Source organism: Bacillus sp. JKS001846 (assembly GCF_900176455.1).
GTDB classification, from domain to species: Bacteria; Bacillota; Bacilli; order Bacillales; family Bacillaceae_G; genus Bacillus_A; species Bacillus_A cereus.
Genome location: NZ_FWYG01000001.1, coordinates 1,215,990 through 1,236,428, shown reverse-complemented (window position 1 = coordinate 1,236,428; position 20,439 = coordinate 1,215,990). Strand labels below are relative to the sequence as shown.

Genomic DNA, 20,439 nt, shown 5'->3' with positions numbered 1-20,439 from the left:
TCCCTCCCATTATTGACGATAACCACAAGCTGCAATAAGTAGCCCGTGTACCGTTTTTGAAAGTGCGACCAGATCATACTTATGATCGCTCATTACCCAATTGGTCACAACTTCATCCACTGTTCCAAAGATCATTTGTCTTGCCACGCGAACATTTAAATCTGCTTGAAATTCACCTTGTTTTATACCAGTCTCTAAAATCTCATCCATAACTTGTAAGTAGCCTTTTAATACTTCATTTATTTTAAGGCGCAAGTCTTGATTGGACTGCCTCAGCTCTAATTGCGTAACGATAGCAAGAGGATCATTTTGCGACAACAGCAAGAAGTGCGTTTCTACCAACATGAATAACTTCGATACAGCGCTTTCAATTCCTGCTGTTTTTTGACGAATTGTTTCGACAAATTCTCCCATCTTCTCTTGGAATAAGGATATTAATATATCTTCTTTATTTTTAAAATATAAATAAATCGTGCCATCAGCTACCCCAGCTTGCTTTGCGATTTTAGAAACTTGCGCTTGGTGGTACCCATTCTCCGCAATCACAATGACTGCCGCATCAATAATTTGATTGTATTTCGGTCTATTTTTCTTCACTTTACTGTCCCCTTCAAGAAGATGACTGAATGAATAGTCATTCATATTCTTATAATACTGACTATTTAGAAAAGTGTCAATCCTATTTTTTCAAAAAGAAAGGGCCTTAGCCCGTTTGCTCATCCTCATTCTTTCTCTTCTCTTCATCTATTAGAACACGGCGCAAAATTTTCCCTACTGTCGTTTTCGGCAATTCATCTCTAAACTCATATACTTTCGGCACTTTATAAGCCGCTAAATATTTACGTGCAAACTGATTTAATTCTTCCTCAGAGCACTCCGTACCTTCTTTTAACACAACAAATGCTTTAACTGTCTCTCCTCGGTACGGATCTGGAACTCCAATTGTCACTACTTCTTGCACTTTTTCATGCTCATATAATACTTCTTCAACTTCACGAGGATACACATTAAATCCACTCGCGACAATCATATCTTTCTTGCGATCTTTTACATAGAAAAATCCATCTTCATCCATGTAGCCAACATCACCTGTATGGAGCCAGCCATCTTGCAATACAGCCGCTGTTTCCTCTGGCTTATTCCAGTATCCTTTCATAATTTGAGGACCTTTCACTACAATTTCCCCTATTTCTCCTGGCGGTAATGCCTCACCAGTCTCAAGTGACATAATGATTGCTTCTGTATCTGGCCACGGAACTCCAATGCTACCTGGCACTCGCTTTTCCCATAAAAAATTACTATGTGTAACTGGAGAGGATTCTGTTAAACCATATCCCTCTACTAGTTTACCACCTGTAACTGTTTCGAACTTTTCCTGTACTTCTACTGGCAGTGGTGCTGATCCACTAATACAAGCACGAATAGAAGAAATATCGTATTCTTTTAAAAGTGGGCTATTTAAAAGAGCGATATAAATAGTTGGTGCCCCTGGAAATAGTGTCACTTTATGCTTCTTAATCGCTTCAAAAACCATTTTCATATCAAACTTTGGAATAAGGACCATTTTGTATCCTTGCATAACACTCAAATTCATAACAGCCGTCATGCCGTACACGTGGAAAAATGGAAGAACCCCAAGAACGACTTCTTCTCCTTCTTTGCAATTATATAACCATTGAACTCCCATTAACGTGTTAGAGACGAGGTTTTTATGCGTTAACATAACGCCTTTCGGAAATCCGGTTGTTCCTCCTGTGTACTGTAAAAGAGCTAGATCATTTTCAGGATCACAAGGCTCCTCAACATCCGTATTCACTTCTTTTTCTACTGAATTCCAAAGATGAATCGTTTCACTCTCTGATACTTTCACAACTAAATTTGACTGTTTTTTCTGCACAAATGGATACAATAGATTTTTAGGGAATGGTAAAAAGTCCGCAATACGAGTTACGATAATATGCTCAATTTTTGTAGCAGATTGAACATTCGTTACTCTTGGAAACACTAAATCGAGACAAAGAATTACTTTTGCTCCCGAGTCATGAAGCTGATATTCTAATTCTCTCTCTGTATACAGTGGATTTGTTTGTACTACGATACCTCCCGCAAGTAATGTGCCGTAATAACCAATTACAGCTTGCGGACAATTCGGCAACATAATAGCAACTCGATCACCCTTTTCCACACCGAGCTTTTGAAGATAATTTGCAAACCTCTTCACCTTATCATGGAAGTCCGAAAACGTAATATCCTTCCCTAAAAAGTGAAGCGCTTTCTTTTCTGGGTAGCGAGAAGCCATCTGTTCTACATATCTATGAAGCGGCTGAATATCATAAGAAATCGTACTCGGAATTTCCTCTGGATAACTTTTCAACCATGGTTTTTCCATCTTCATTCCCCCTTCAAATACATAAAAATAAATGAATGTTCATTCATGATGGTTATTTTCATTATATTATAGTCACCATAGCGTTACAATCATAATATTCTGACTTTTGTATAACTATGCTTTACTTCATTAACTTCTTATTATATGTAGAAACTCTCTTAATCTTAAAAGAGTAAGAGAGTTATAGTTTAACTTAATCTTATTATCGTTAACACTGCTCCTGGAGTAGTTGTTGATAATGTTGCGACAGCTAACAAACCAAATAATTGCAAGCTAATAGCATCTCCTGCTGCAAGAGTTGTAATGATTGTTGCACTAAATGATGTGGTTGCTACCGCAGGAGCATTAATCGTCCCAGCAAGTGCCCCTCCATTAATTGTAATCCGTGAACTGACTAATAATGAAGCCGTTATATTAATTGTATATGAAATATAATAATTACCAGCATTTGCAACCGTAAATACTGTGTTTCCACCAGAAACAGTAATTCCTGGACCGATGTTTTGATTATTTGGAAGCGGGACATTCGTTCCACCAAGAACTACAGATATCGCTGTTCCCGACGTATTATTTGCAAATGCATATGTCGCCGTGATACTTGTACCTGTTGCTCCGGTTGGACCTGTTGAACCCGTTGATCCCGTTGGACCTGTTGAACCCGTTGATCCCGTTGGACCTGTTGAACCCGTCGGACCTGTTGATCCTGTTGAACCCGTTGATCCCGTTGGACCTGTTGATCCCGTCGGACCTGTTGATCCTGTTGATCCTGTTGAACCCGTTGGACCTGTTGCTCCCGTCGATCCTGTTGGACCTGTTGATCCTGTCGCTCCCGTTGGACCTGTTGCTCCCGTCGGACCTGTTGAACCCGTTGATCCTGTTGGACCTGTTGCTCCCGTTGGACCTGTTGGACCTGTTGAACCGGTTGAACCCGTTGAACCCGTTGAACCCGTTGCTCCCGTTGGACCTGTTGCTCCCGTCGGACCTGTTGAACCCGTCGGACCTGTTGCTCCCGTTGATCCCGTCGCTCCCGTTGGACCTGTTGAGCCTGTTGAACCCGTTGGACCTGTTGAGCCTGTTGAACCCGTTGGACCTGTTGCTCCTGTTGATCCCGTTGATCCCGTTGGACCTGTTACTCCCGTTGAACCTGTCGCTCCCGTTGGACCTGTTGAACCTGTTGAACCTGTCGCTCCCGTTGGACCTGTTGCTCCCGTCGATCCTGTTGAACCTGTTGCTCCCGTTGATCCTGTTGGACCTGTTGCTCCCGTCGGACCTGTTGATCCTGTCGCTCCTGTTGGACCTGTTGAACCCGTCGGACCTGTTGAACCCGTTGGACCTGTTGCTCCTATTGGACCTGTTGAACCCGTCGGACCTGTTGAACCCGTTGGACCTGTTGCTCCCGTTGATCCTGTTGGACCGGTTGAACCGGTTGAACCGGTTGAACCCGTTGCTCCCGTTGGACCTGTTGCTCCCGTCGGACCTGTTGCTCCCGTTGATCCCGTCGCTCCCGTTGGACCTGTTGCTCCTGTTGATCCCGTTGATCCCGTTGGACCTGTTACTCCCGTTGAGCCTGTCGCTCCCGTTGGACCTGTTGAACCTGTTGAACCTGTCGCTCCCGTTGGACCTGTTGAACCTGTCGCTCCCGTTGGACCTGTTGGACCTGTTGCTCCCGTTGAGCCTGTTGCTCCCGTTGGACCTGTTACTCCCGTTATTCCTGTCGCTCCCGTTGGGCCTGTTGCTCCTGTTATTCCTGTCGCTCCCGTTGGGCCTGTTGCTCCCGTTGAGCCTGTTGAACCTGTTGAACCTGTTGCTCCCGTTGATCCTGTTGGACCTGTTGAACCTGTCGCTCCCGTTGATCCTGTTATTCCTGTCGCTCCCGTTGGACCTGTTGAACCTGTTGATCCTGTTGAACCCGTTGGACCTGTTGAACCTGTTGATCCTGTTGAACCCGTCGGACCTGTTGAACCCGTCGGACCTGTTGCTCCCGTCGATCCCGTTGGACCTGTTGATCCTGTTGCTCCCGTTGATCCCGTTGGACCTGTTACTCCCGTTATTCCTGTCGCTCCCGTTGGACCTGTTACTCCCGTTATTCCTGTCGCTCCCGTTGGACCTGTTGCTCCCGTTGATCCTGTTGAACCTGTTGCTCCCGTTGCTCCGGTTGGACCTGTTGCTCCTGTTGCTCCCGTCGGACCTGTTGAACCCGTCGGACCTGTTGCTCCTGTTGAACCCGTTGCTCCTGTTGCTCCCGTCGGACCTGTTGAACCCGTCGGACCTGTTGCTCCTGTTGAACCCGTTGATCCTGTTGCTCCCGTTGCTCCCGTCGGACCTGTTGAACCTGTCGCTCCGGTTGGACCTGTTGAACCCGTTGATCCTGTTGAACCGGTTGCTCCCGTTGGACCTGTTGAACCCGTTGGACCTGTTGGACCAAGCTTAGGGACTGTCCCATCACAACTAAAACAACACGAATCAACATGTACACCATTTTGATTATTACAACTACAATATCCATTTGTATTATTGAGCCATGAAGACATGTTGATTCCTTCCTTCAAATTCAATCTTATAAGTACAAGTAAGAAATTAAAAAACATTTATCAAATCAGACCGAAAGCTTTATTCAGTGGAGATAAATATAGATTTATCCCGTACATTCTAATAATTATTACATGCGATACTATCTCCTTTTGCTTGTACTTTCGCCTCTCTAGTTAAATGAAATTCCTTTTCTAAATTCTTCATACACATATGGATTTTAATCTTACATAACGATATCCGTATAATTCGTTATTTTTCAGCAAAATTTTAAAAATATAATTACGAATAAAAAACTTATTTTGGGAAAGAAGATGAAGAAAATTCTTAGTATTTTCATGGTTGTTCTTCTATTCGCTGTTGAATGCGGACAGCAAAAAAGAGGAGAAAAAGGTAACAACGATAGAAGATAAAAAGCAAACTATAACAATTAAACATACTGAAGGGGAAACAAAATTAGATAAACCGGCGAAAAAAGTTGCTATACTTGGAACACCTTATTTCTTATGGTTGATGAGGAAAAGTGGGAAGAAAGTTAATTAAAAGACGACTTCATATATGTGAAGCCGTCTTTTCCTATTACAGCATAAAATTAATATAAGCTTTGTACATAATATATATAACAAGTGAATACATGATTATATTGAACACAGTTCGTTTTAAAGTTAACTGTCTCTTTAATTTCTTATCCTGTAACCTTAGTTCTATTCCGCTTGCTATTTTCAATCCACCTATTATTTGAAATAGCTCTCTGTAATCATCAGCATTTCCTAACAATATATATTCTTTATTATTTTTATACTTTATATAAAGAGATTCACTTCCCCCTTTACGGTCTAATATTGTTTTCATATTGTAGCAATGCTTAATTAATTATTTCTTGTGGAACAGGGATTATATTATCTCTCACGAATTTAATCTATGAACAAAAATAGGAGGGATAACTATGTACCAAACAATTGACGGCTTCTTGCAATCATGGACATACGAGGCTGAGTCTACTCAGAAAATGCTTGATTCATTAACCGATGCATCTTTATCACAAGAAATTGCACCTGAACATTGGACCTTAGGAAGAGTTGCTTGGCATATCGTGACGGCAATTCCTGTTATACTATCTGGCACAGGGCTAAAGTTTGAAGGAGCAACGAAAGATTATCCTGTTCCAACTTCTGCAAAAACAATTGCAGATGAATACCGTAAAGTGAACGCGGCTTTTGTTGAAACACTTCAAAGTAAATGGACTGATAAAGACTTAGCTACTATTAATGACTTCTTTGGCCGCCCTATGCCGAATTCTATATTTTTAATGACACTCATTAATCATCAAAATCACCACCGCGGACAAATGACAGTTTTAATGCGCCAAGCTGGCTTAACAGTTCCTGGTGTGTACGGCCCCGCAAAAGAAGAGTGGGCTGTGGCTGGAATGGAAGCTCCTAAAATGTAACGACAAAAAGACAAGTTGTTTACACATCTTGTCTTTTTCTGTAACTTGTTTCATGTGAAACTATTTTTTTAAATGGTTGTTTTATGGAATATATAGGTTAAAATGAATACATATTACGAAGAGGAGTAACCAAATTGAATACAAAAAATAAAAAAATAGCTCTGGGAACTATTTTATTAACTTCTATTATTGGATTTATTAGTGTATCTCTTTATTTCACCTATTATGGTACCCCTTGGGGAAAACAAGCAGCAATTACGGAATCAAAAGAGTATATTACAAAATATTTTAATCTAGATGCAGAAGTCAAAAATACTTCTTACGATGCTAAAATGAATAGCTATGCAATCGCCTTTGAAACAAATAAAGACGGAGAGTTTACTATCGAATATAAAAGTCCTAATAACTTTAATATTTCTCCAGGAGTACAAGCATATTTAAGCAAACACTCCAAATTTACAAAGTAGTAACGAAGCATACATATACAAAAAAGAGTTGGTGTAACGCCAACTCTTTTTTACGTATTCTTGTCATACTGTTAGATCTTCCCTCTCTATATTTTTAATGCCGTAATATGCAATCACAACTCCAATTGCTGCGAGTACTAGTTGAAGGGGAAGTAAAGTTGCTGTAGGAAACTCTGGGTTGCTATTCATTGCAATTGAGACAACGATAAGAGATGAAACAATTGTAGTTGGCACTGAACGTTTACGCATTCCGAAATATAATGGGATTACACTCATCCCCGCAGTTGCAATGGCTAAAGGAACTAGTTTTATTCCTTCTTGCATCAATTGATCTACTGTAAATGAATGAGGAAGAATTGAAAAATAACTATCTATCCCAAAGAAAATTCCTACTACTAAAATGTTAGATACAATAACTGTTATAAATGTTACTATCGCTGTAATAGCCAACTTACTAGCCATCATTTTCTTTCGGTTAATGGGATAAGAAAACATGAGTAGTATTGTCTTATTTTTATATTCGCCAATTATTAACCTTGCGATTAATACACTACCAAAAATAATAAATGTTGCTCTTACTATTGTGCTAGCCATTAACAAAATCATCTGCGGATCTCTTATTTCTGGATCTCCTTCTATTTGAGAAACGATGCTCATAAAGATCAGTAATGCCAGTATAGCAATATTTGCAATAATTGCGCCCCTCACATACCATCCAATCTTAAATTTCTTCAGTTCTAGCTTCATAAGACGTAGCATGATAGTCCTCCTTTCATTTAAAATTTAATCGATATAAATCGCTCCTGTTTTACTTAAAATCTTCACTTCGTTTTTTGCATCACCAATCGTTCCCACTTTTATTTTCTCTGTATTTTTATCTTTCTTAAGTCCTTTTAAATCCACTATTACGTCAGCCGAATTACTTTTAGCCATAAGCTTCAATGATGCCGGGACACCTTTATACCGTACGCCAATATCCCCTGATTTTGTTTCTATAAATAATGATTTTCCTTCTGTCATATCTTTCAGTAATACTTCCCCAAATGTTGAAGTGATGTTCATATTTTCGTTTTTTACATTTTTCACATAATTATCGCCAGTAGTGGAAGTTATATTTACTTCTTGTAATAAACTATCTTTTAACATTAAATCTCCACTTTCGGATGTGAATTCACCCTTCTCTGCCGATAATCCTGTAATCATTTCATCTCCATATTTGCCTTTTGTCACGATGTTTTTTACTACTATATCGGTTATTTTCACATCACCCGATTTATTATTTACTACAAGTTTATCTATTTCTTTCTTCGGAATAGCTATAGATATACTATTTTTCTTCCTAAACGTGAAACCATTAAAAAATCTGTTCATCTTTTGTTTTTGCTTAATCACAATTTTATTTTCATCATTTTCTATTTTGACGGGATCTATCTCTTTATCTGCTTGTTCACCTTGAGCGGAAATTACTATTTTATTAGCGTCTGTATTTTAAAATTCAAGATTCCAGTTTTCATTGTCTACTTCTATTTCTTTTATATTATTTATCTCAAAAGACTTCTCTTTCTTAAAATCTTTCCCCTGAAATACCTTAATACCAAAAACTACACTAGCAATTGTAATGAATAATATTGCAATTACTATCATTTTTTTCACTATTCATACCCCAGTTCGTTTTTGTTTTAAGCTTGCTTCACGCCACATCGATCTTGTCGATTTTACGATATGAAAGATAACTGATGAAAATTCCTAATAAACAGAGCACTATTGGGATAGCTATAAAATTAAACAGACTTACTTGACCGTTTCCAGGACCAAAGTTACTACTAATTAGCATTCCAATTATTACTGCAGAAGTAATTGTTGTGGGTGTCGATTTCTTTCTCATCCCAAAAAATAAAGGAATTAAACTTATACCAGATATCATAAATGCACTTATAAAAGTAGTTGGAACGATAGATATTATTTCACCTATCGTAGCTGGTGTTTCAATCAGTCCCATCATTGGACTCACAAAATATACAAGCAAACTGATACTGAAAGTAGCGATAATCGTGCTCACAAAACAAAAACAAAAAACAATTGTTAATTTCGCTCTCATTAGCATTTTTCGTTGCAATGGGTACATAAATAGTAGTTGCATTGTTTTGTTCTTATACTCATCAATTACTAAACGTGATAAAATGACCGAACTAAAAATAATGAATGTTATCCTAATAAAAGTGTTTATTAAAACCATTTGTTGCGTGAAGTCAAAGAAGAGCACGTCTCCCTCGGCTTTCATTCCCAACGCCATAAGGCTTACTGCAGCGAAAATTGCTATAATACAAATTGCTACCCCTTTAAAGTAACTAGATAATTTATGTTTCTTCCATTCGAGCTTCATTAATCTAAGCATACAAGCCACTCCTCCATTCTTTATATAACTGTCTTTATGCTGCTAACATTCTAATTCCAGCAGTAACGAAGCTTAACATTCCTATTACTATTAGAATTAACAACCATTTCCGCTCAGGTTTTCTATAATATAAAATCCCACTTATGAACATTACGATCAATCCACTTAGTAGATTCACTAACAATCCATTAAGCATGAATGCCCTCTCCATCCATTACATTTAAGAAATATTCTTCTAAGGAACTATGTTTCTTATTAATACTTTCAATTTCCACATCGTTCATAATAAGTGCTTTTGAAATGGCCTGCTGAGACGCTAACGTATCATACACACGAATCATGGTTCCACTCATTATTTTGTGATTTTTTATACCAAGTTTATCTTCTAAAATATAAGCTGCACGTTTCACATCAGGAACAGTGATTTCAATGTACTCTGTTTGTTTTCCGTTAATACTCTTCATTGAAACTTCTTTTATTAGTTTTCCATTTTGAATCACACCAATTGTATCGGCCATTAGTTCCATTTCACCTAAAATATGACTAGAAACTAATAATGTAATGCCATATTCTTTGCAGAGCATTTTAAATAAGTCTCGTAACTCTTTAATACCAATTGGATCTAAACCGTTAATTGGTTCATCTAAAATGAGCAATTCTGGCTTTGTCACGATTGCTCTTGCAATACCGAGTCGTTGTTTCATTCCTAATGAAAAATCTTTTACTTTTTTATTATCTACCCCTTGTAGTTTCACTAAATGTAAAGCATGGTCAATTGCATTTTTATCGTAGTAGCCCATGTATTCACAATGTAGGTCTAAGTTTTCTTTCGCCGTTAATTTATCATAAAAGATTGGGTATTCAATAATTGTCCCCATTCTTTTTAATACTTCATAAGATGTATCTGTTAATTTCTCACCGAAGATTTCAATATCACCACTCGTCGGTTTTATTAAATTTGTAATCATTTTCATAATCGTTGTTTTACCAGCACCGTTTGGTCCTAAAAAACCGTAAATTTCTCCTTTTTTCACATGCATGTTAACACCGGAAATAACTTCTTTCCCTTTAAACACTTTCGTTAACTGGTTTGTTTTTAATATATATGTCATGTTACTTTCCCCTTTCGCAATACTCTATATTTCTATAATAGACAACGGAAATCTCTTTTTTCTTACCCGTTTCTTACAAATTCCTTACGCTGAAAAAAAGCTTGTAGAATCTACTGCTCTACAAGCTAAAACTGTATCTTTGTTAATGCAATTGTAAAAATTGTTTTTTCATACGGTTTACTAGAAAGATGAATTTTTCCGTCCATCGCTTCCACAAGCCGTTTCGTAATCGTTAATCCTAGACCGCTTCCTTGGTACAATCTATTTCTTGAATCTTCAAGTGTGTACATACGCTCAAACACTTTATCAATATGAGATTCATCAATCCCTTTTCCTTTATCCCATACATCTATATACACGCCCGTGTCATCATCTCTTAACGTCATACCGAGTGCCTTTCCATCGTCTCCATATGTAATTGCATTTGATATTAAATTATTCAATACCCTACCTAATACTTCTACATTTCCAAGTGCATATATATTTCTTTCTGGTATATCAATATGAACCTGAAAACCTTTCGTCGTCACTAAATCATAAAATGATAAAATCTTCTCACGGCAAACTTCATTCATATTTACTTTTGTCATTTCAATTGCTTTGTCACCAGATTCTAATTTCGCTAAATCAAAAAACTTATGAATTAATTCCATCACTTCTAGTGTTTTCGTATGCACTTTCTCAAGTAATATTTGTTGTTCTTCTTTATTTATCGTTTTATCCTTATTTAACATTTCTGTATATCCAAGAATAACTGTTAGTGGTGTTTTCAAGTCATGCGAAATATTTGAAAGCATTTTTCTCATCGAAATTTCTACTTTTGCATGATCTGCATTCGTTTTCTGTTTTGCATCTAATAATTGATTAATCGCCACTAATAATTTTTGCAATTCTAGATCATCTGTCATAACGAGTAACGTCTCACCTGTTTTTTCATTTACAATACTTTCTAACTTTTCATATGTGTATCGTAAATTTTTACTACTATTTTTTCTCATTTTATATTGCATATAAATAACACATAACAATATAAAAATAATACCTATTAACAAATTGATCATATTACATCACTTCCAGCTTATAGCCGATGCCCCATAGCGTTTTAATATATTCTGGATTAGATGGATCACTTTCGATTTTCTCACGCAATCTTCTCATATGAACATTAATAACGTTATCGTCACCGTAATACTCTTCATTCCAAACTAACGTATATATTTGCGCTTTCGTAAATACACGATTTTGGTTCTTTACGAATAGCTTTAAAATCTCAAATTCTTTTAAAGTAAGTTTGAGAGGCTTCCCGTTTTTTTCTACAGTAAAATTAATTGGATCAATTGTTAAATCACCAATTTGAATCATTTTTTCTATTGTTTCTGTAGCCGAGTATTTCGTAGACCTCCGAATACCTGCTTTTACACGTGCAGCCAATTCAATCATAGAAAACGGCTTACAAATATAATCATCTGCTCCAAGTCCTAATCCAACAGCTTTATCAACATCTGTATCTTTTGCCGACATCATTAAAATCGGAACTGCACTTTTTTCTCGAATGATTCGTACAACCTCTAAGCCATCTAGCTTTGGCATCATAATGTCAAGGATAATCAAATCAAATGAACCTTTTAAATATGTGTTCACGCCTTCTTCTCCATCAGACGCAATCGTAACTTGAAAGCCTTCCTTTATTAAATACTTTTCCACCATCTCTTGAATTGAGATATCATCTTCAACTAATAAAATATGATGTGACATATGTCTATCCCCTTTTTACAAACGTTAACAATCCAATTGTATCGTAACTACTACAGACTGGAAACAATTATATGAATTTTCAAACCAACTTCCCTTCCTTCCTTAACAATGATATGATGAAATTCACTACGATTGTTCATAATTAACTTTATATAAAGGAGACTTATCATGTCAGAAAACAAAAAAGTAAGCTTAGCTGATTTAATGCGTGAACAACTTGCTAAGAAAAAGCAAGGAAATGGAAATGGTCAAAATGCAAAAAATCAAAGCCAAGAAACAAAAAAATTACAAAACCAACAAACAAAGAAAACAAACAACCAACGTAGACGTACAGGTGTATAAATGAACGGACAAAAACGTTCTAATATCGCCCCCGGTCTTGAAGTTGATATTGTATTAAAACAAGATCAACGAACAGGCAAATTAACACGTGGAATTGTAAAAGATATTTTAACAAACTCCCCTTCCCATCCGCATGGCATTAAAGTGCGATTGCAGGACGGGCAAGTCGGCAGAGTACAAAATATCGTTCAATAAGAAAAGGAGCTCAAGTAAACTCGAGCTCCTTTTCTTTATTAACCTTTAATTTTCTCGATGAAAACTACTTTTAAGTAGTCTCCTTCTTTAAATTGATCAATGGTACGGAAATCTTCTGGTAAAGAATGTTCTTCTAATATTTTATATTTGCCATTCATTTCTTTAAAGGCTGTATCGATAAAGCCTTTAAACTTTTTCATATCGAATGCGCTACAATTTGTAGAAGCAACGATAATACCGTTATTTTCTGTAATAGCAATTGTTTCTTTTAATAAATTTTTATAATCTTTTGCTGCACTAAATGTATATTTTTTTGAGCGTGCAAAGCTTGGAGGATCAAGTACGACCATATCAAATTTCATTTTTTTCTTCGCTGCATATTTGAAGTAAAGAAATACATCTTCTACAATAATATCTTGCGCTTCATAATCAACTTCATTTACACTAAACTGCTCAATCGTTTTACTTAAACTACGATTTGCAAGGTCAACACTCGTCGTTTTACTCGCTCCGCCAAGAGCTGCAAATACAGAGAAAGCACCTGTATAAGAGAACATATTTAACACTGTTCTTCCTTTTGCATATTTATCACGAATTTGTTTTCGAACGTTACGTTGATCTAAAAATACCCCAACCATTGCCCCATCATTTAAATAAACCGCAAAGTTTACACCGTTCTCTTTTACGATAAGTGGGAACTCGCCGCGCTCTCCTGCTACGAAATCATCACCCTCAATATATTTCCCTTTCGTATCAAAACGCTTTTTCTCATAAATACCTTTAAAGTTTGCTACTTTTTGAAGAGCGGCTATAATCTCGCCTCTGAAAGTGTAAATCCCTTCACTATACCAACTTACTACGTAGTAGCCATCATAATAATCGATAATTAGTCCTCCAAGACCATCACCTTCACCATTCACCACACGGAATGCTGTCGTATCACTTGATTTGTAAAATTGCTTTCGTTTATGTAAGGCAGATTTGATTTTACTTTCAAAGAAAGATTGATTAATTTGTTCACTCTCTTTTCTCGTTAAAATCCAGCCGTATCCTTTATTTTGTTTTCCATAATAGCCTTTTCCGATAAATTGGTTCTTCTCATCTACTACTTTAATGATTGTTCCTTCTTCACGAACATCATTTAAATTTTGAATCGCATCTTTTAAAATAAGCGGATATCCACTTTTAATTTCTTTTATAAATTTCGGTTTTATTTTTACAGTTACTTCTGATCGCATATAATAACTTCCTTTCCATTTGCATGCTTTCTCTACAGGAAGCATTTAAAAAACGAGACTGAAAAAACAGCCTCGTTTCACTATACCATATTATTGCTTTGCTAGTACAACTAGCTCATTCTCGCACTTAACCGCCACATATTTACTACGTTTTGAAATGAAAATCTCACTGTCCAAAATAATAGAAAAAAACTTATATATTTCACATTTATCATTGACAATGATAATGATTTTCATTATCATTTAATGTATATGAGTTCTTGAAAATATAGCTACATTTATAGGAGGAATAAACATGATTATTGTTACAAATACAGCTAAAATTACAAAGGGAAATGGACATAAATTAATTGAGCGTTTTAATAAAGTAGGTAAAGTTGAAACGATGCCAGGCTTTTTAGGTCTAGAAGTTCTTTTAACGCAAAATACAGTTGATTATGATGAAGTAACAATTAGCACTCGCTGGAATGCAAAAGAAGATTTCCAAGGTTGGACAAAGAGCGCTGCATTTAAAGATGCTCACTCACATCAAGGCGGAATGCCAGAATATATTCTTGATAATAAAATTGCTTACTATGATGTAAAAGTTGTACGTATGCCAATGGCTGCAGCACAGTAAAAACAGTCCTTTTTTAAAGTATAGAATATGAGAAGCGTTATCTATCACTTCTCATATTCTATACTTTTTTCTTTAATTTCTTTTTACTAATTTTGCGTGTACAACTAGCCTTCCAGCCTCTGGATCAAGCGCATAATCACAAGTAGAAAGTGTTACGATTTCATCATTAGCCGTCAATTCCGTATCCGTTTTGTACAGTGATTTTTCTTGAATTTCCTTTAAGAACGATGTATATGCTGCATCATTTTCAAAATCCGTTTCAATGTAATAAAAGTCCGTTGTTGTCGTGTATACTGAAAAAACTTCCACGTCGTATCCTTCAAATAATGTATCGTAATATAATTTACGATGAGACATAAAAAAGTCTTCATCCAACATCTTTTTTAAACTACCAAACATAGAACCGTCTTTCATACGATGGCCATATAAAATCATATTTCGATTTTGAGATTTCACATCATTACGATGGTCCATAAAAATGCTTCCCGCTCTCATATCTTCACCTTTATAATTACGAAATAAATAGTAATCATTATCTTTTGCTTGAACGATTGGATAATTAATTTGTGTATCATCCATTGTAATCCATCCGACTATCTCTGGATTAATTTTCTGGAGATCCTGAAACTGTTTACGTACCTCTCCATCTTCTGATTTTTCTTCCATTGGACTTCTTTTATAAATATGTTGTGCCTCAGCCATTACTTTACGATTTTCATAATAATCCATGAAAATCCCGCCCAACTCATACATTGAATAGAAAAAGATTCCTAAAAACACAATTGTAAGTATGCGTTGAAAAAAAGAATTCTTTTTCCGTCCTTTCTTACTATTCAAATTATCACCTCAAAACGGATTATGCTCATCCTTTAGATTCCCATAGGTACCATGTACAATCCGGTATCTTCATCCTGCTTTACAATGACATCTACACCATATATTGCTTTAACCATTTCTTCTGTTATTACATCATTAGGATTACCTTTCGTAATGATTTCTCCATCTTTCATAACGATAATATGGTCGCTATAACGAATGGCTTGATTAATATCATGTAATACCATTACAATCGTTAGTCCATGCACTTCATTTAACTCTTTCACTAACTCTAATATTTCTAGCTGATAGTAAATATCTAAATATGTGGTCGGCTCATCTAAGAAGAGCATTGGTGTATTTTGAGCTAATGTCATTGCGATCCAAACTCGCTGCCTCTCTCCACCAGATAAAGCATAAATTGGCTTATCACGCTTACTTTGTAAATTCGTACATACTAGCGCACGCTCAATCGCTTCTCTATCTTCATCTGTTTGCGGAGAGAATATATTTTTATATGGCATACGCCCGAAGCTTATTAGCTTTTCCACTGTAATATCTGCTGGAGCCTCATTTTGTTGATGGACAACCGCTAGTTTTCTAGCAAACTCTTTCGGTTTATATTCACTAATCGCTTTCCCATCAAGTATTACTTCTCCACTGCTAGGAGCGTGGTTTCTAGACATGACACTAAGTAATGTTGATTTCCCACATCCATTCGGTCCAATGATTGTTGTAATTTTCCCAATTTCTATTTCACTACTAACAGACTTTAATCGATTTGTTACGTTATCGTATGAAAAGGTTACATTTTTAATTTCCATAAACTTTATCACTCTTTCTAAGCAAGAATATTAAGAATGGACCACCAATAACCGCCATAATTGTTGCTGCTGGAATTTCGTTAGGTGGCACAATTAACCTTCCAATTGTATCTGCCGTCAAAATTAATAACGCCCCTGCAAGAGCAGAAAATGGAATTAATACTTTATGGTCTGAACCGACTAATTGTCTTGAAATATGCGGAACTAGTAATCCTACAAAAGCAATAACACCTGCAATCGCTGTTGATACTGCCGCTAAGAGTACTGCAATGGCAGAAATAATAAGACGAACCCTCGTCACGTGCAAGCCTAAGTTTTTCGCAGTCTTATCTTGTAGCGATAATAAGTTACACCAAGCTCCTACGAACAGAGCAAGAATGAGACCAATCGTTCCATAAGTCACCATTATTTCTACATCGCCCCACGTCTTCATTGTTATGTTAGAAGTCGTCGTTTGCTTAATACTCTTAATAAAATACCCACAAATCGTAACGAATGATTCATTTAACCCAGTAAACATTGCATTAATGGCAATACCAATTAAAATAATGCGAAGCGGGCTTAATCCTGATTTCCATGAAAACGAATAAACGAGATAACATGCAAGCGCACCACCTAAAAAGGCGAATACGGGTGTCCAGAAAAAGAATTGCGGGAACAACGTAATAATAACGAGTGTCATAAAACTTGCTCCTGAAGATATACCGATTACCCCAGCATCAGCGAGTGGATTTTTCATAACAGCTTGAAAAAGCACACCTGAAACAGCGAGAGCCGCTCCAGTGAACAACGCAATAATAATACGCGGAAAACGTAAATCTTTAATGACTTCAACATCTTCATTTCCACCTGTAAATATCCCTTGTACAAGTTCAACAATACCTACTTCTAAACTACCTTTCATCGCTGACAATGATGTCATAACAATAAGCAATGCAGTAACAATGAGGAAACTCCAAGTTTTTTTATTCATTCTACTCTTCCTTTATATTAAAATGCATCACGGATACATCATTTTTTTCAATTCATCTAATGCTTCAATTGCTGCTAAATTACCTGTCGTTCCAAATAAACGCTCTTCTAAATCGTAAACACGGTTATTTTTAACCGCAGCAAAGTGTTTCCAAATATCATTTGTTTTAAATTCTTTATCAAACATTTTTACAACTTCATCAGGCATACCATGAGCTGCTCGTAAAATAATATCTGGATCAGCTTTCTTTAAATACTCTGTATTAGAAGCTAAATATTCTACTTGTTCACCTTGCACAATATTTTTACCACCTAGTTGTTTCACTAAATCTCCAATATAAGAATGCTCTGTTGCTACTAAATAACTTCCCGGCACACCTAATAAAATAAGCACTGTCGGTTCTTTCTTTCCTTTTACTTCTTTTTGAATGCTAGCAACCTTTTTATCTAATTTAGTTACTACTGCTTCGGCCTGTTTTTCACGCCCATATTTCTTACCTAAATCGCTAATAGAACTTTGCATATTTTTCAAACTCGTTAAATCTAAAAAGTTTGCTTTCATACCCACACCATCAAAAACTGGCTTTAATTCATATTCAAGTGTTGTCACAGATAACACTTCTGAAGGCTTTAATGACTTTACCTTTTCCATATCTGGACTCATTGGATTCCCAACTTCAGGTAAACCTTTATATCGCTTCGGTAAAGTTTTAGAACTTGTTGGAACGCCGACTAAATCTACTTCTAACGCATCCATAATTTCAGTAACAGCCACTGTTGTTGCAACGACGTGCTCTTTACTTTCACTCTTTACCTGCTTTGCTGATTCTTTTTTTGGTGATGAGCACCCGGCTATACTCATTAACAAAATGATAGCCATTAGTACACTTGCAATTTTCTTCACTCTCAATCACCACTCCTTTCCATACAATATGAAACAAGTCTTGATGCACGCGAACATGCATCAAGACTCCAAAAATTACAATCTACCTGCTCTATATTTACGAACTAGTAAAGCAAGTGAACCTAGCAGTAACACCATGTATAAACCAAGTTGTGCTGTATCTGCAGTTTTTGAGTTTTTCTCTTTTTTTGAATCATTTTTTGTATCTTCTTTTTTCTTCTGACCATCTGCATTTCGGTTAAAATCAGGAGTACCTACTGTTTTTACATTATCTACTTTCGGTGTAGTCACTGGATTTTTCGGTTCATTTTTCGGTTCCTCTTTAATAGTTCCTAACGCGCCGATATTATTTGTATCAAATTGAATTTGTACATCGTAGAAATGATGGTAGTTCATCTCATCGATGTCTACCTTTACTTTTGCGTTTAATTTTTTAAATAGATCTTCTACTTCAAACTGTACTACTCGCGTATTTGCATTTTTATCTTCGCTTACTACTTTCGCATCAGCGAATAGTTCCTTGTTTTCCGTTTGGAATTTCGTAATCCACGCACTATTTTTCAGCGTCATCTCAATATATTTTTTACCATCTTTTACGATTAATTTCGCTGGATTTACAACATAGTCATTCATCTTTGAAATCTCATCTGTTTTATCTTTTAATACTTTAAATGTAATATCATATTGGCCATCTACTAAATTTTCCGGATCAACTATTACTCTCGGTTTATTATTTTCATCTTGGTTGTTGTTTCCACCTTGGTTGTCGTTTCCGCCTTGGTTGTCGTTTCCGCCTTGGTTGTCGTTTCCGCCTTGGTTGTCGTTTCCGCCTTGGTTGTCGTTTCCGCCTTGGTTGTCGTTTCCGCCTTGGCTATCTAACGGCTTAATGCTACCTTTATCAAATGCAAATTGAATATCGTAAAAATGGTGATAATTCATTGAATCGATATCTACTTTTACTTTTGCATTTAACTTTTTTGATAAATCTGGTACTTCTACTTCCACTACGCGTGTATCAGCTTTTTTATCTTCACTTATTACATTTGTATCAACAAACGAACCATTTTTCTCAAATTTAAATTTTGTAATCCAAGAACTGTTCGTTAACGTAAATGATACATACTTCTTACCATCTTTTACTTTTAGCACACCTGGACTTTTTGTATATGTGTTCATCATTGAAATTTCGTCTGTTTGATCTTTTAATGCTTTGAAATTGATGCTGTATTCACCATCTTTAATTGTTTCAGCATCTGGTTTTTTATTTTCATCTGGTTTTTTATTTTCATCTGTTTTTTCTGCTTCCGGTTTTTCTGCTTCCGGTTTTTCTACTTCTGGTTTTTCTGCTTCCGGTTTTTCTACTTCCGGTTTTTCTACTTCCGGTTTTTCTGCTTCCGGTTTTTCTGCTTCTGGTTTTTCTGCTTCTGGTTTTTCTACTTCTGGTTGTTTCTCTTCATTTTTAATTTGTTCAAGTTTATCTTGTTCAAATAAAAGTTGTACATCATGCGTTTGCTTATAATTTCTTGATGCCATTTCGATAAATACTTTTGTATTTAGTTTTTTAGATAAATCGTTTACTTCAAACTCTACTACTCTTGTATCTTTTTCCTTATCCTCACTCACTACTTTTGCATCAACAAATGCGCCATCTTTTTCCGTTTGGAAATTTTTAATTAATGAGCTACTTTTTAGTGTTACAATTGCTTTTTTCTTACCGTTTTCTACTTTTAATACTCCTGGATTTACCATGTAAGTATTCATCTTAGATTCTTCATCTGTTTGATCTTTTAATACTTTAAATGGAATGCTGTACGTACCATCTGTAATTGTGTTAGAATTTGGTTGTTGATCTGGGTCAGGCTTTTGGTCGGGCTTCTGACCTGGATCGGTAGTTTCATTTGGATCTGGCTTATTAGCTGGGTCCTCTTTTTCATTTGGTTTTTCTACATGAATTGGTGTAATGCTATTTTGATCAAATGCAATACGAACGTCGTACTCATGATGATAATTTAAAAAATCAATATCTACTTTTACTTTTGCATTTAATACCTTCTCTATATCTTCTACATCAAATTCTACTACTCTTGTATCTTTTTCTTTATCTTCACTAATTACATTTGTCGCAACTAGCTTACCTGCTTTTTCTGTTTCAAACTTCGTAATCCATGAACTATTCGTTAATGTAAAGGATACTTTCTTTTTCCCATCCTTCACTTTTAAAGTTCCCGGACTTACTGAATATTGATTCATCATTGATTCTTCATCTGATGTATCTTTTAAAACTTTGAACCCAATTGAATATTCACCGTCAGCCAACTTGGTAGCTGCTTGAACTGCAAGTGGTTGTAATGTTGATACGAATGTAAATATCATTAAAAACATAGCAACAATTATTTTTGTATACCTGTTCAATGGAACGACTCTCCCTTTTG

The 20,439-nt window shown here is 36.2% G+C and carries 21 protein-coding genes and 3 pseudogenes; 7 read left to right on the top strand and 17 right to left on the bottom strand.

Annotation, left to right across the window (positions count from 1 at the left end; all coding sequences use genetic code 11):
• Positions 1–9 precede the first annotated feature (9 nt).
• The 3 genes from B9A45_RS06770 to B9A45_RS32590 all read right to left on the bottom strand — a co-directional run bounded on the left by B9A45_RS06770 (position 10) and on the right by B9A45_RS32590 (position 2,940).
• Positions 10–642, bottom strand: a complete 633-nt coding sequence (locus B9A45_RS06770) for a TetR/AcrR family transcriptional regulator (protein ID WP_002001012.1) — start codon at positions 640–642, stop codon at positions 10–12.
• A 61-nt stretch (positions 643–703) separates the two neighbouring features.
• Positions 704–2,389, bottom strand: a complete 1,686-nt coding sequence (locus B9A45_RS06765) for a long-chain-fatty-acid--CoA ligase (RefSeq protein WP_000414742.1) — start codon at positions 2,387–2,389, stop codon at positions 704–706.
• 188 nt (positions 2,390–2,577) lie between these two features.
• Positions 2,578–2,940 carry a BclA C-terminal domain-containing protein gene (locus B9A45_RS32590; protein WP_229163599.1) on the bottom strand — a complete coding sequence of 121 codons (363 nt, stop codon included), beginning with the start codon at positions 2,938–2,940 and terminating at the stop codon, positions 2,578–2,580.
• Between the two features lie 40 nt (positions 2,941–2,980).
• On the opposite strand from B9A45_RS32590, the gene B9A45_RS32120 reads away from it, so the two are divergent.
• Together B9A45_RS32120 and B9A45_RS06755 are read left to right on the top strand one after the other, a co-directional pair.
• Positions 2,981–4,873, top strand: coding sequence for a DUF4573 domain-containing protein (locus B9A45_RS32120; protein ID WP_256891722.1), 1,893 nt, complete (start codon positions 2,981–2,983; stop codon positions 4,871–4,873).
• Positions 4,874–5,232: 359 nt separating this feature from the next.
• Positions 5,233–5,407, top strand: a pseudogene (locus tag B9A45_RS06755) (iron-siderophore ABC transporter substrate-binding protein); the annotation flags it as partial.
• A gap of 90 nt (positions 5,408–5,497) precedes the next feature.
• Here B9A45_RS06755 and B9A45_RS33185 read toward each other — a convergent pair.
• A pseudogene (locus tag B9A45_RS33185) lies at positions 5,498–5,773 on the bottom strand (hypothetical protein); the annotation flags it as partial.
• A gap of 91 nt (positions 5,774–5,864) precedes the next feature.
• Here B9A45_RS33185 and B9A45_RS06745 point away from each other — a divergent pair.
• Positions 5,865–6,368, top strand: a complete 504-nt coding sequence (locus B9A45_RS06745) for a DinB family protein (RefSeq protein ID WP_084063950.1) — start codon at positions 5,865–5,867, stop codon at positions 6,366–6,368.
• Positions 6,369–6,502: 134 nt separating this feature from the next.
• Entirely contained in the window at positions 6,503–6,835 is a 333-nt protein-coding gene (locus tag B9A45_RS06740) for a YfjL-like protein (RefSeq protein WP_053514517.1), read from the top strand.
• Between the two features lie 63 nt (positions 6,836–6,898).
• On the opposite strand, the gene B9A45_RS06735 is transcribed toward B9A45_RS06740, so the two are convergent.
• The 7 genes and pseudogenes from B9A45_RS06735 to B9A45_RS06705 form a co-directional block, all read right to left on the bottom strand.
• Positions 6,899–7,594 carry an ABC transporter permease gene (locus tag B9A45_RS06735; RefSeq protein WP_058840183.1) on the bottom strand — a complete coding sequence of 232 codons (696 nt, stop codon included), beginning with the start codon at positions 7,592–7,594 and terminating at the stop codon, positions 6,899–6,901.
• 24 nt (positions 7,595–7,618) lie between these two features.
• Positions 7,619–8,488 (bottom strand): annotated as a pseudogene (locus tag B9A45_RS06730) (DUF4097 family beta strand repeat-containing protein).
• A gap of 37 nt (positions 8,489–8,525) precedes the next feature.
• A complete protein-coding gene (locus B9A45_RS06725) occupies positions 8,526–9,230 on the bottom strand; it encodes an ABC transporter permease (RefSeq protein WP_000945211.1) in 705 nt (234 codons plus the stop codon).
• Between the two features lie 34 nt (positions 9,231–9,264).
• The gene (locus B9A45_RS32115) at positions 9,265–9,426 is read right to left on the bottom strand and encodes a hypothetical protein (protein WP_000931763.1); all 162 of its coding nucleotides are present in this window, start codon (positions 9,424–9,426) and stop codon (positions 9,265–9,267) included.
• On the bottom strand, positions 9,419–10,342 hold the full coding sequence (locus B9A45_RS06715; RefSeq protein WP_084063949.1) for an ABC transporter ATP-binding protein: 924 nt from the start codon (positions 10,340–10,342) through the stop codon (positions 9,419–9,421). The genes B9A45_RS32115 and B9A45_RS06715 overlap by 8 nt, the downstream gene beginning before the upstream one ends.
• Positions 10,343–10,467: 125 nt before the next feature.
• Entirely contained in the window at positions 10,468–11,403 is a 936-nt protein-coding gene (locus B9A45_RS06710; protein ID WP_000609141.1) for a HAMP domain-containing histidine kinase, read from the bottom strand.
• Position 11,404: 1 nt separating this feature from the next.
• Positions 11,405–12,097, bottom strand: a complete 693-nt coding sequence (locus tag B9A45_RS06705; RefSeq protein WP_000018029.1) for a response regulator transcription factor — start codon at positions 12,095–12,097, stop codon at positions 11,405–11,407.
• 168 nt (positions 12,098–12,265) lie between these two features.
• Here B9A45_RS06705 and B9A45_RS32110 point away from each other — a divergent pair, with 168 nt between their 5' ends.
• Together B9A45_RS32110 and B9A45_RS06695 are read left to right on the top strand one after the other, a co-directional pair.
• Positions 12,266–12,439, top strand: coding sequence for a hypothetical protein (locus B9A45_RS32110; protein ID WP_001293578.1), 174 nt, complete (start codon positions 12,266–12,268; stop codon positions 12,437–12,439).
• Entirely contained in the window at positions 12,440–12,634 is a 195-nt protein-coding gene (locus B9A45_RS06695) for a YwbE family protein (RefSeq protein ID WP_001014310.1), read from the top strand.
• A gap of 38 nt (positions 12,635–12,672) precedes the next feature.
• Here the strand turns inward: B9A45_RS06695 and B9A45_RS06690 are convergent, their stop codons facing one another.
• Positions 12,673–13,872 carry a class I SAM-dependent rRNA methyltransferase gene (locus B9A45_RS06690; protein WP_016110767.1) on the bottom strand — a complete coding sequence of 400 codons (1,200 nt, stop codon included), beginning with the start codon at positions 13,870–13,872 and terminating at the stop codon, positions 12,673–12,675.
• A 295-nt stretch (positions 13,873–14,167) separates the two neighbouring features.
• Between B9A45_RS06690 and isdG the strand changes: the two genes are divergently transcribed.
• Positions 14,168–14,491 (top strand): heme oxygenase, encoded by a 324-nt coding sequence (isdG, locus tag B9A45_RS06685; RefSeq protein ID WP_000587818.1) that lies wholly within the window; start codon positions 14,168–14,170, stop codon positions 14,489–14,491.
• A gap of 72 nt (positions 14,492–14,563) precedes the next feature.
• Here isdG and srtB read toward each other — a convergent pair whose 3' ends face one another.
• The 5 genes from srtB to B9A45_RS06660 form a co-directional block, all read right to left on the bottom strand.
• Positions 14,564–15,328, bottom strand: coding sequence for a class B sortase (gene srtB, locus B9A45_RS06680; RefSeq protein ID WP_084063948.1), 765 nt, complete (start codon positions 15,326–15,328; stop codon positions 14,564–14,566).
• A gap of 32 nt (positions 15,329–15,360) precedes the next feature.
• Positions 15,361–16,131: an ABC transporter ATP-binding protein gene (locus tag B9A45_RS06675; RefSeq protein ID WP_000403761.1), complete on the bottom strand. Its 771-nt coding sequence runs from the start codon at positions 16,129–16,131 to the stop codon at positions 15,361–15,363.
• On the bottom strand, positions 16,121–17,104 hold the full coding sequence (locus B9A45_RS06670; RefSeq protein ID WP_016110769.1) for a FecCD family ABC transporter permease: 984 nt from the start codon (positions 17,102–17,104) through the stop codon (positions 16,121–16,123). The genes B9A45_RS06675 and B9A45_RS06670 overlap by 11 nt, the downstream gene beginning before the upstream one ends.
• A 27-nt stretch (positions 17,105–17,131) precedes the next feature.
• Positions 17,132–18,013 (bottom strand): heme ABC transporter substrate-binding protein IsdE, encoded by an 882-nt coding sequence (gene isdE / locus B9A45_RS06665; protein ID WP_016110770.1) that lies wholly within the window; start codon positions 18,011–18,013, stop codon positions 17,132–17,134.
• Between the two features lie 69 nt (positions 18,014–18,082).
• Positions 18,083–20,419, bottom strand: coding sequence for an NEAT domain-containing protein (locus tag B9A45_RS06660; RefSeq protein ID WP_084063947.1), 2,337 nt, complete (start codon positions 20,417–20,419; stop codon positions 18,083–18,085).
• Between the last annotated feature and the right edge of the window lie 20 nt (positions 20,420–20,439).

Bases quoted from the DNA above. Each gene is read 5' to 3' on its own strand.
- B9A45_RS06770 (WP_002001012.1), bottom strand. From the start codon at position 642: ATGAATGACTATTCATTCAGTCATCTTCTTGAAGGGGACAGTAAAGTG.
- B9A45_RS06765 (WP_000414742.1), bottom strand. From the start codon at position 2,389: ATGGAAAAACCATGGTTGAAAAGTTATCCAGAGGAAATTCCGAGTACG.
- B9A45_RS06745 (WP_084063950.1), top strand. From the start codon at position 5,865: ATGTACCAAACAATTGACGGCTTCTTGCAATCATGGACATACGAGGCT.
- B9A45_RS06735 (WP_058840183.1), bottom strand. From the start codon at position 7,594: ATGCTACGTCTTATGAAGCTAGAACTGAAGAAATTTAAGATTGGATGG.
- B9A45_RS06725 (WP_000945211.1), bottom strand. From the start codon at position 9,230: ATGCTTAGATTAATGAAGCTCGAATGGAAGAAACATAAATTATCTAGT.
- B9A45_RS32115 (WP_000931763.1), bottom strand. From the start codon at position 9,426: ATGCTTAATGGATTGTTAGTGAATCTACTAAGTGGATTGATCGTAATG.
- B9A45_RS06715 (WP_084063949.1), bottom strand. From the start codon at position 10,342: ATGACATATATATTAAAAACAAACCAGTTAACGAAAGTGTTTAAAGGG.
- B9A45_RS06710 (WP_000609141.1), bottom strand. From the start codon at position 11,403: ATGATCAATTTGTTAATAGGTATTATTTTTATATTGTTATGTGTTATT.
- B9A45_RS06705 (WP_000018029.1), bottom strand. From the start codon at position 12,097: ATGTCACATCATATTTTATTAGTTGAAGATGATATCTCAATTCAAGAG.
- B9A45_RS32110 (WP_001293578.1), top strand. From the start codon at position 12,266: ATGTCAGAAAACAAAAAAGTAAGCTTAGCTGATTTAATGCGTGAACAA.
- B9A45_RS06695 (WP_001014310.1), top strand. From the start codon at position 12,440: ATGAACGGACAAAAACGTTCTAATATCGCCCCCGGTCTTGAAGTTGAT.
- B9A45_RS06690 (WP_016110767.1), bottom strand. From the start codon at position 13,872: ATGCGATCAGAAGTAACTGTAAAAATAAAACCGAAATTTATAAAAGAA.
- isdG (WP_000587818.1), top strand. From the start codon at position 14,168: ATGATTATTGTTACAAATACAGCTAAAATTACAAAGGGAAATGGACAT.
- B9A45_RS06675 (WP_000403761.1), bottom strand. From the start codon at position 16,131: ATGGAAATTAAAAATGTAACCTTTTCATACGATAACGTAACAAATCGA.
- B9A45_RS06670 (WP_016110769.1), bottom strand. From the start codon at position 17,104: ATGAATAAAAAAACTTGGAGTTTCCTCATTGTTACTGCATTGCTTATT.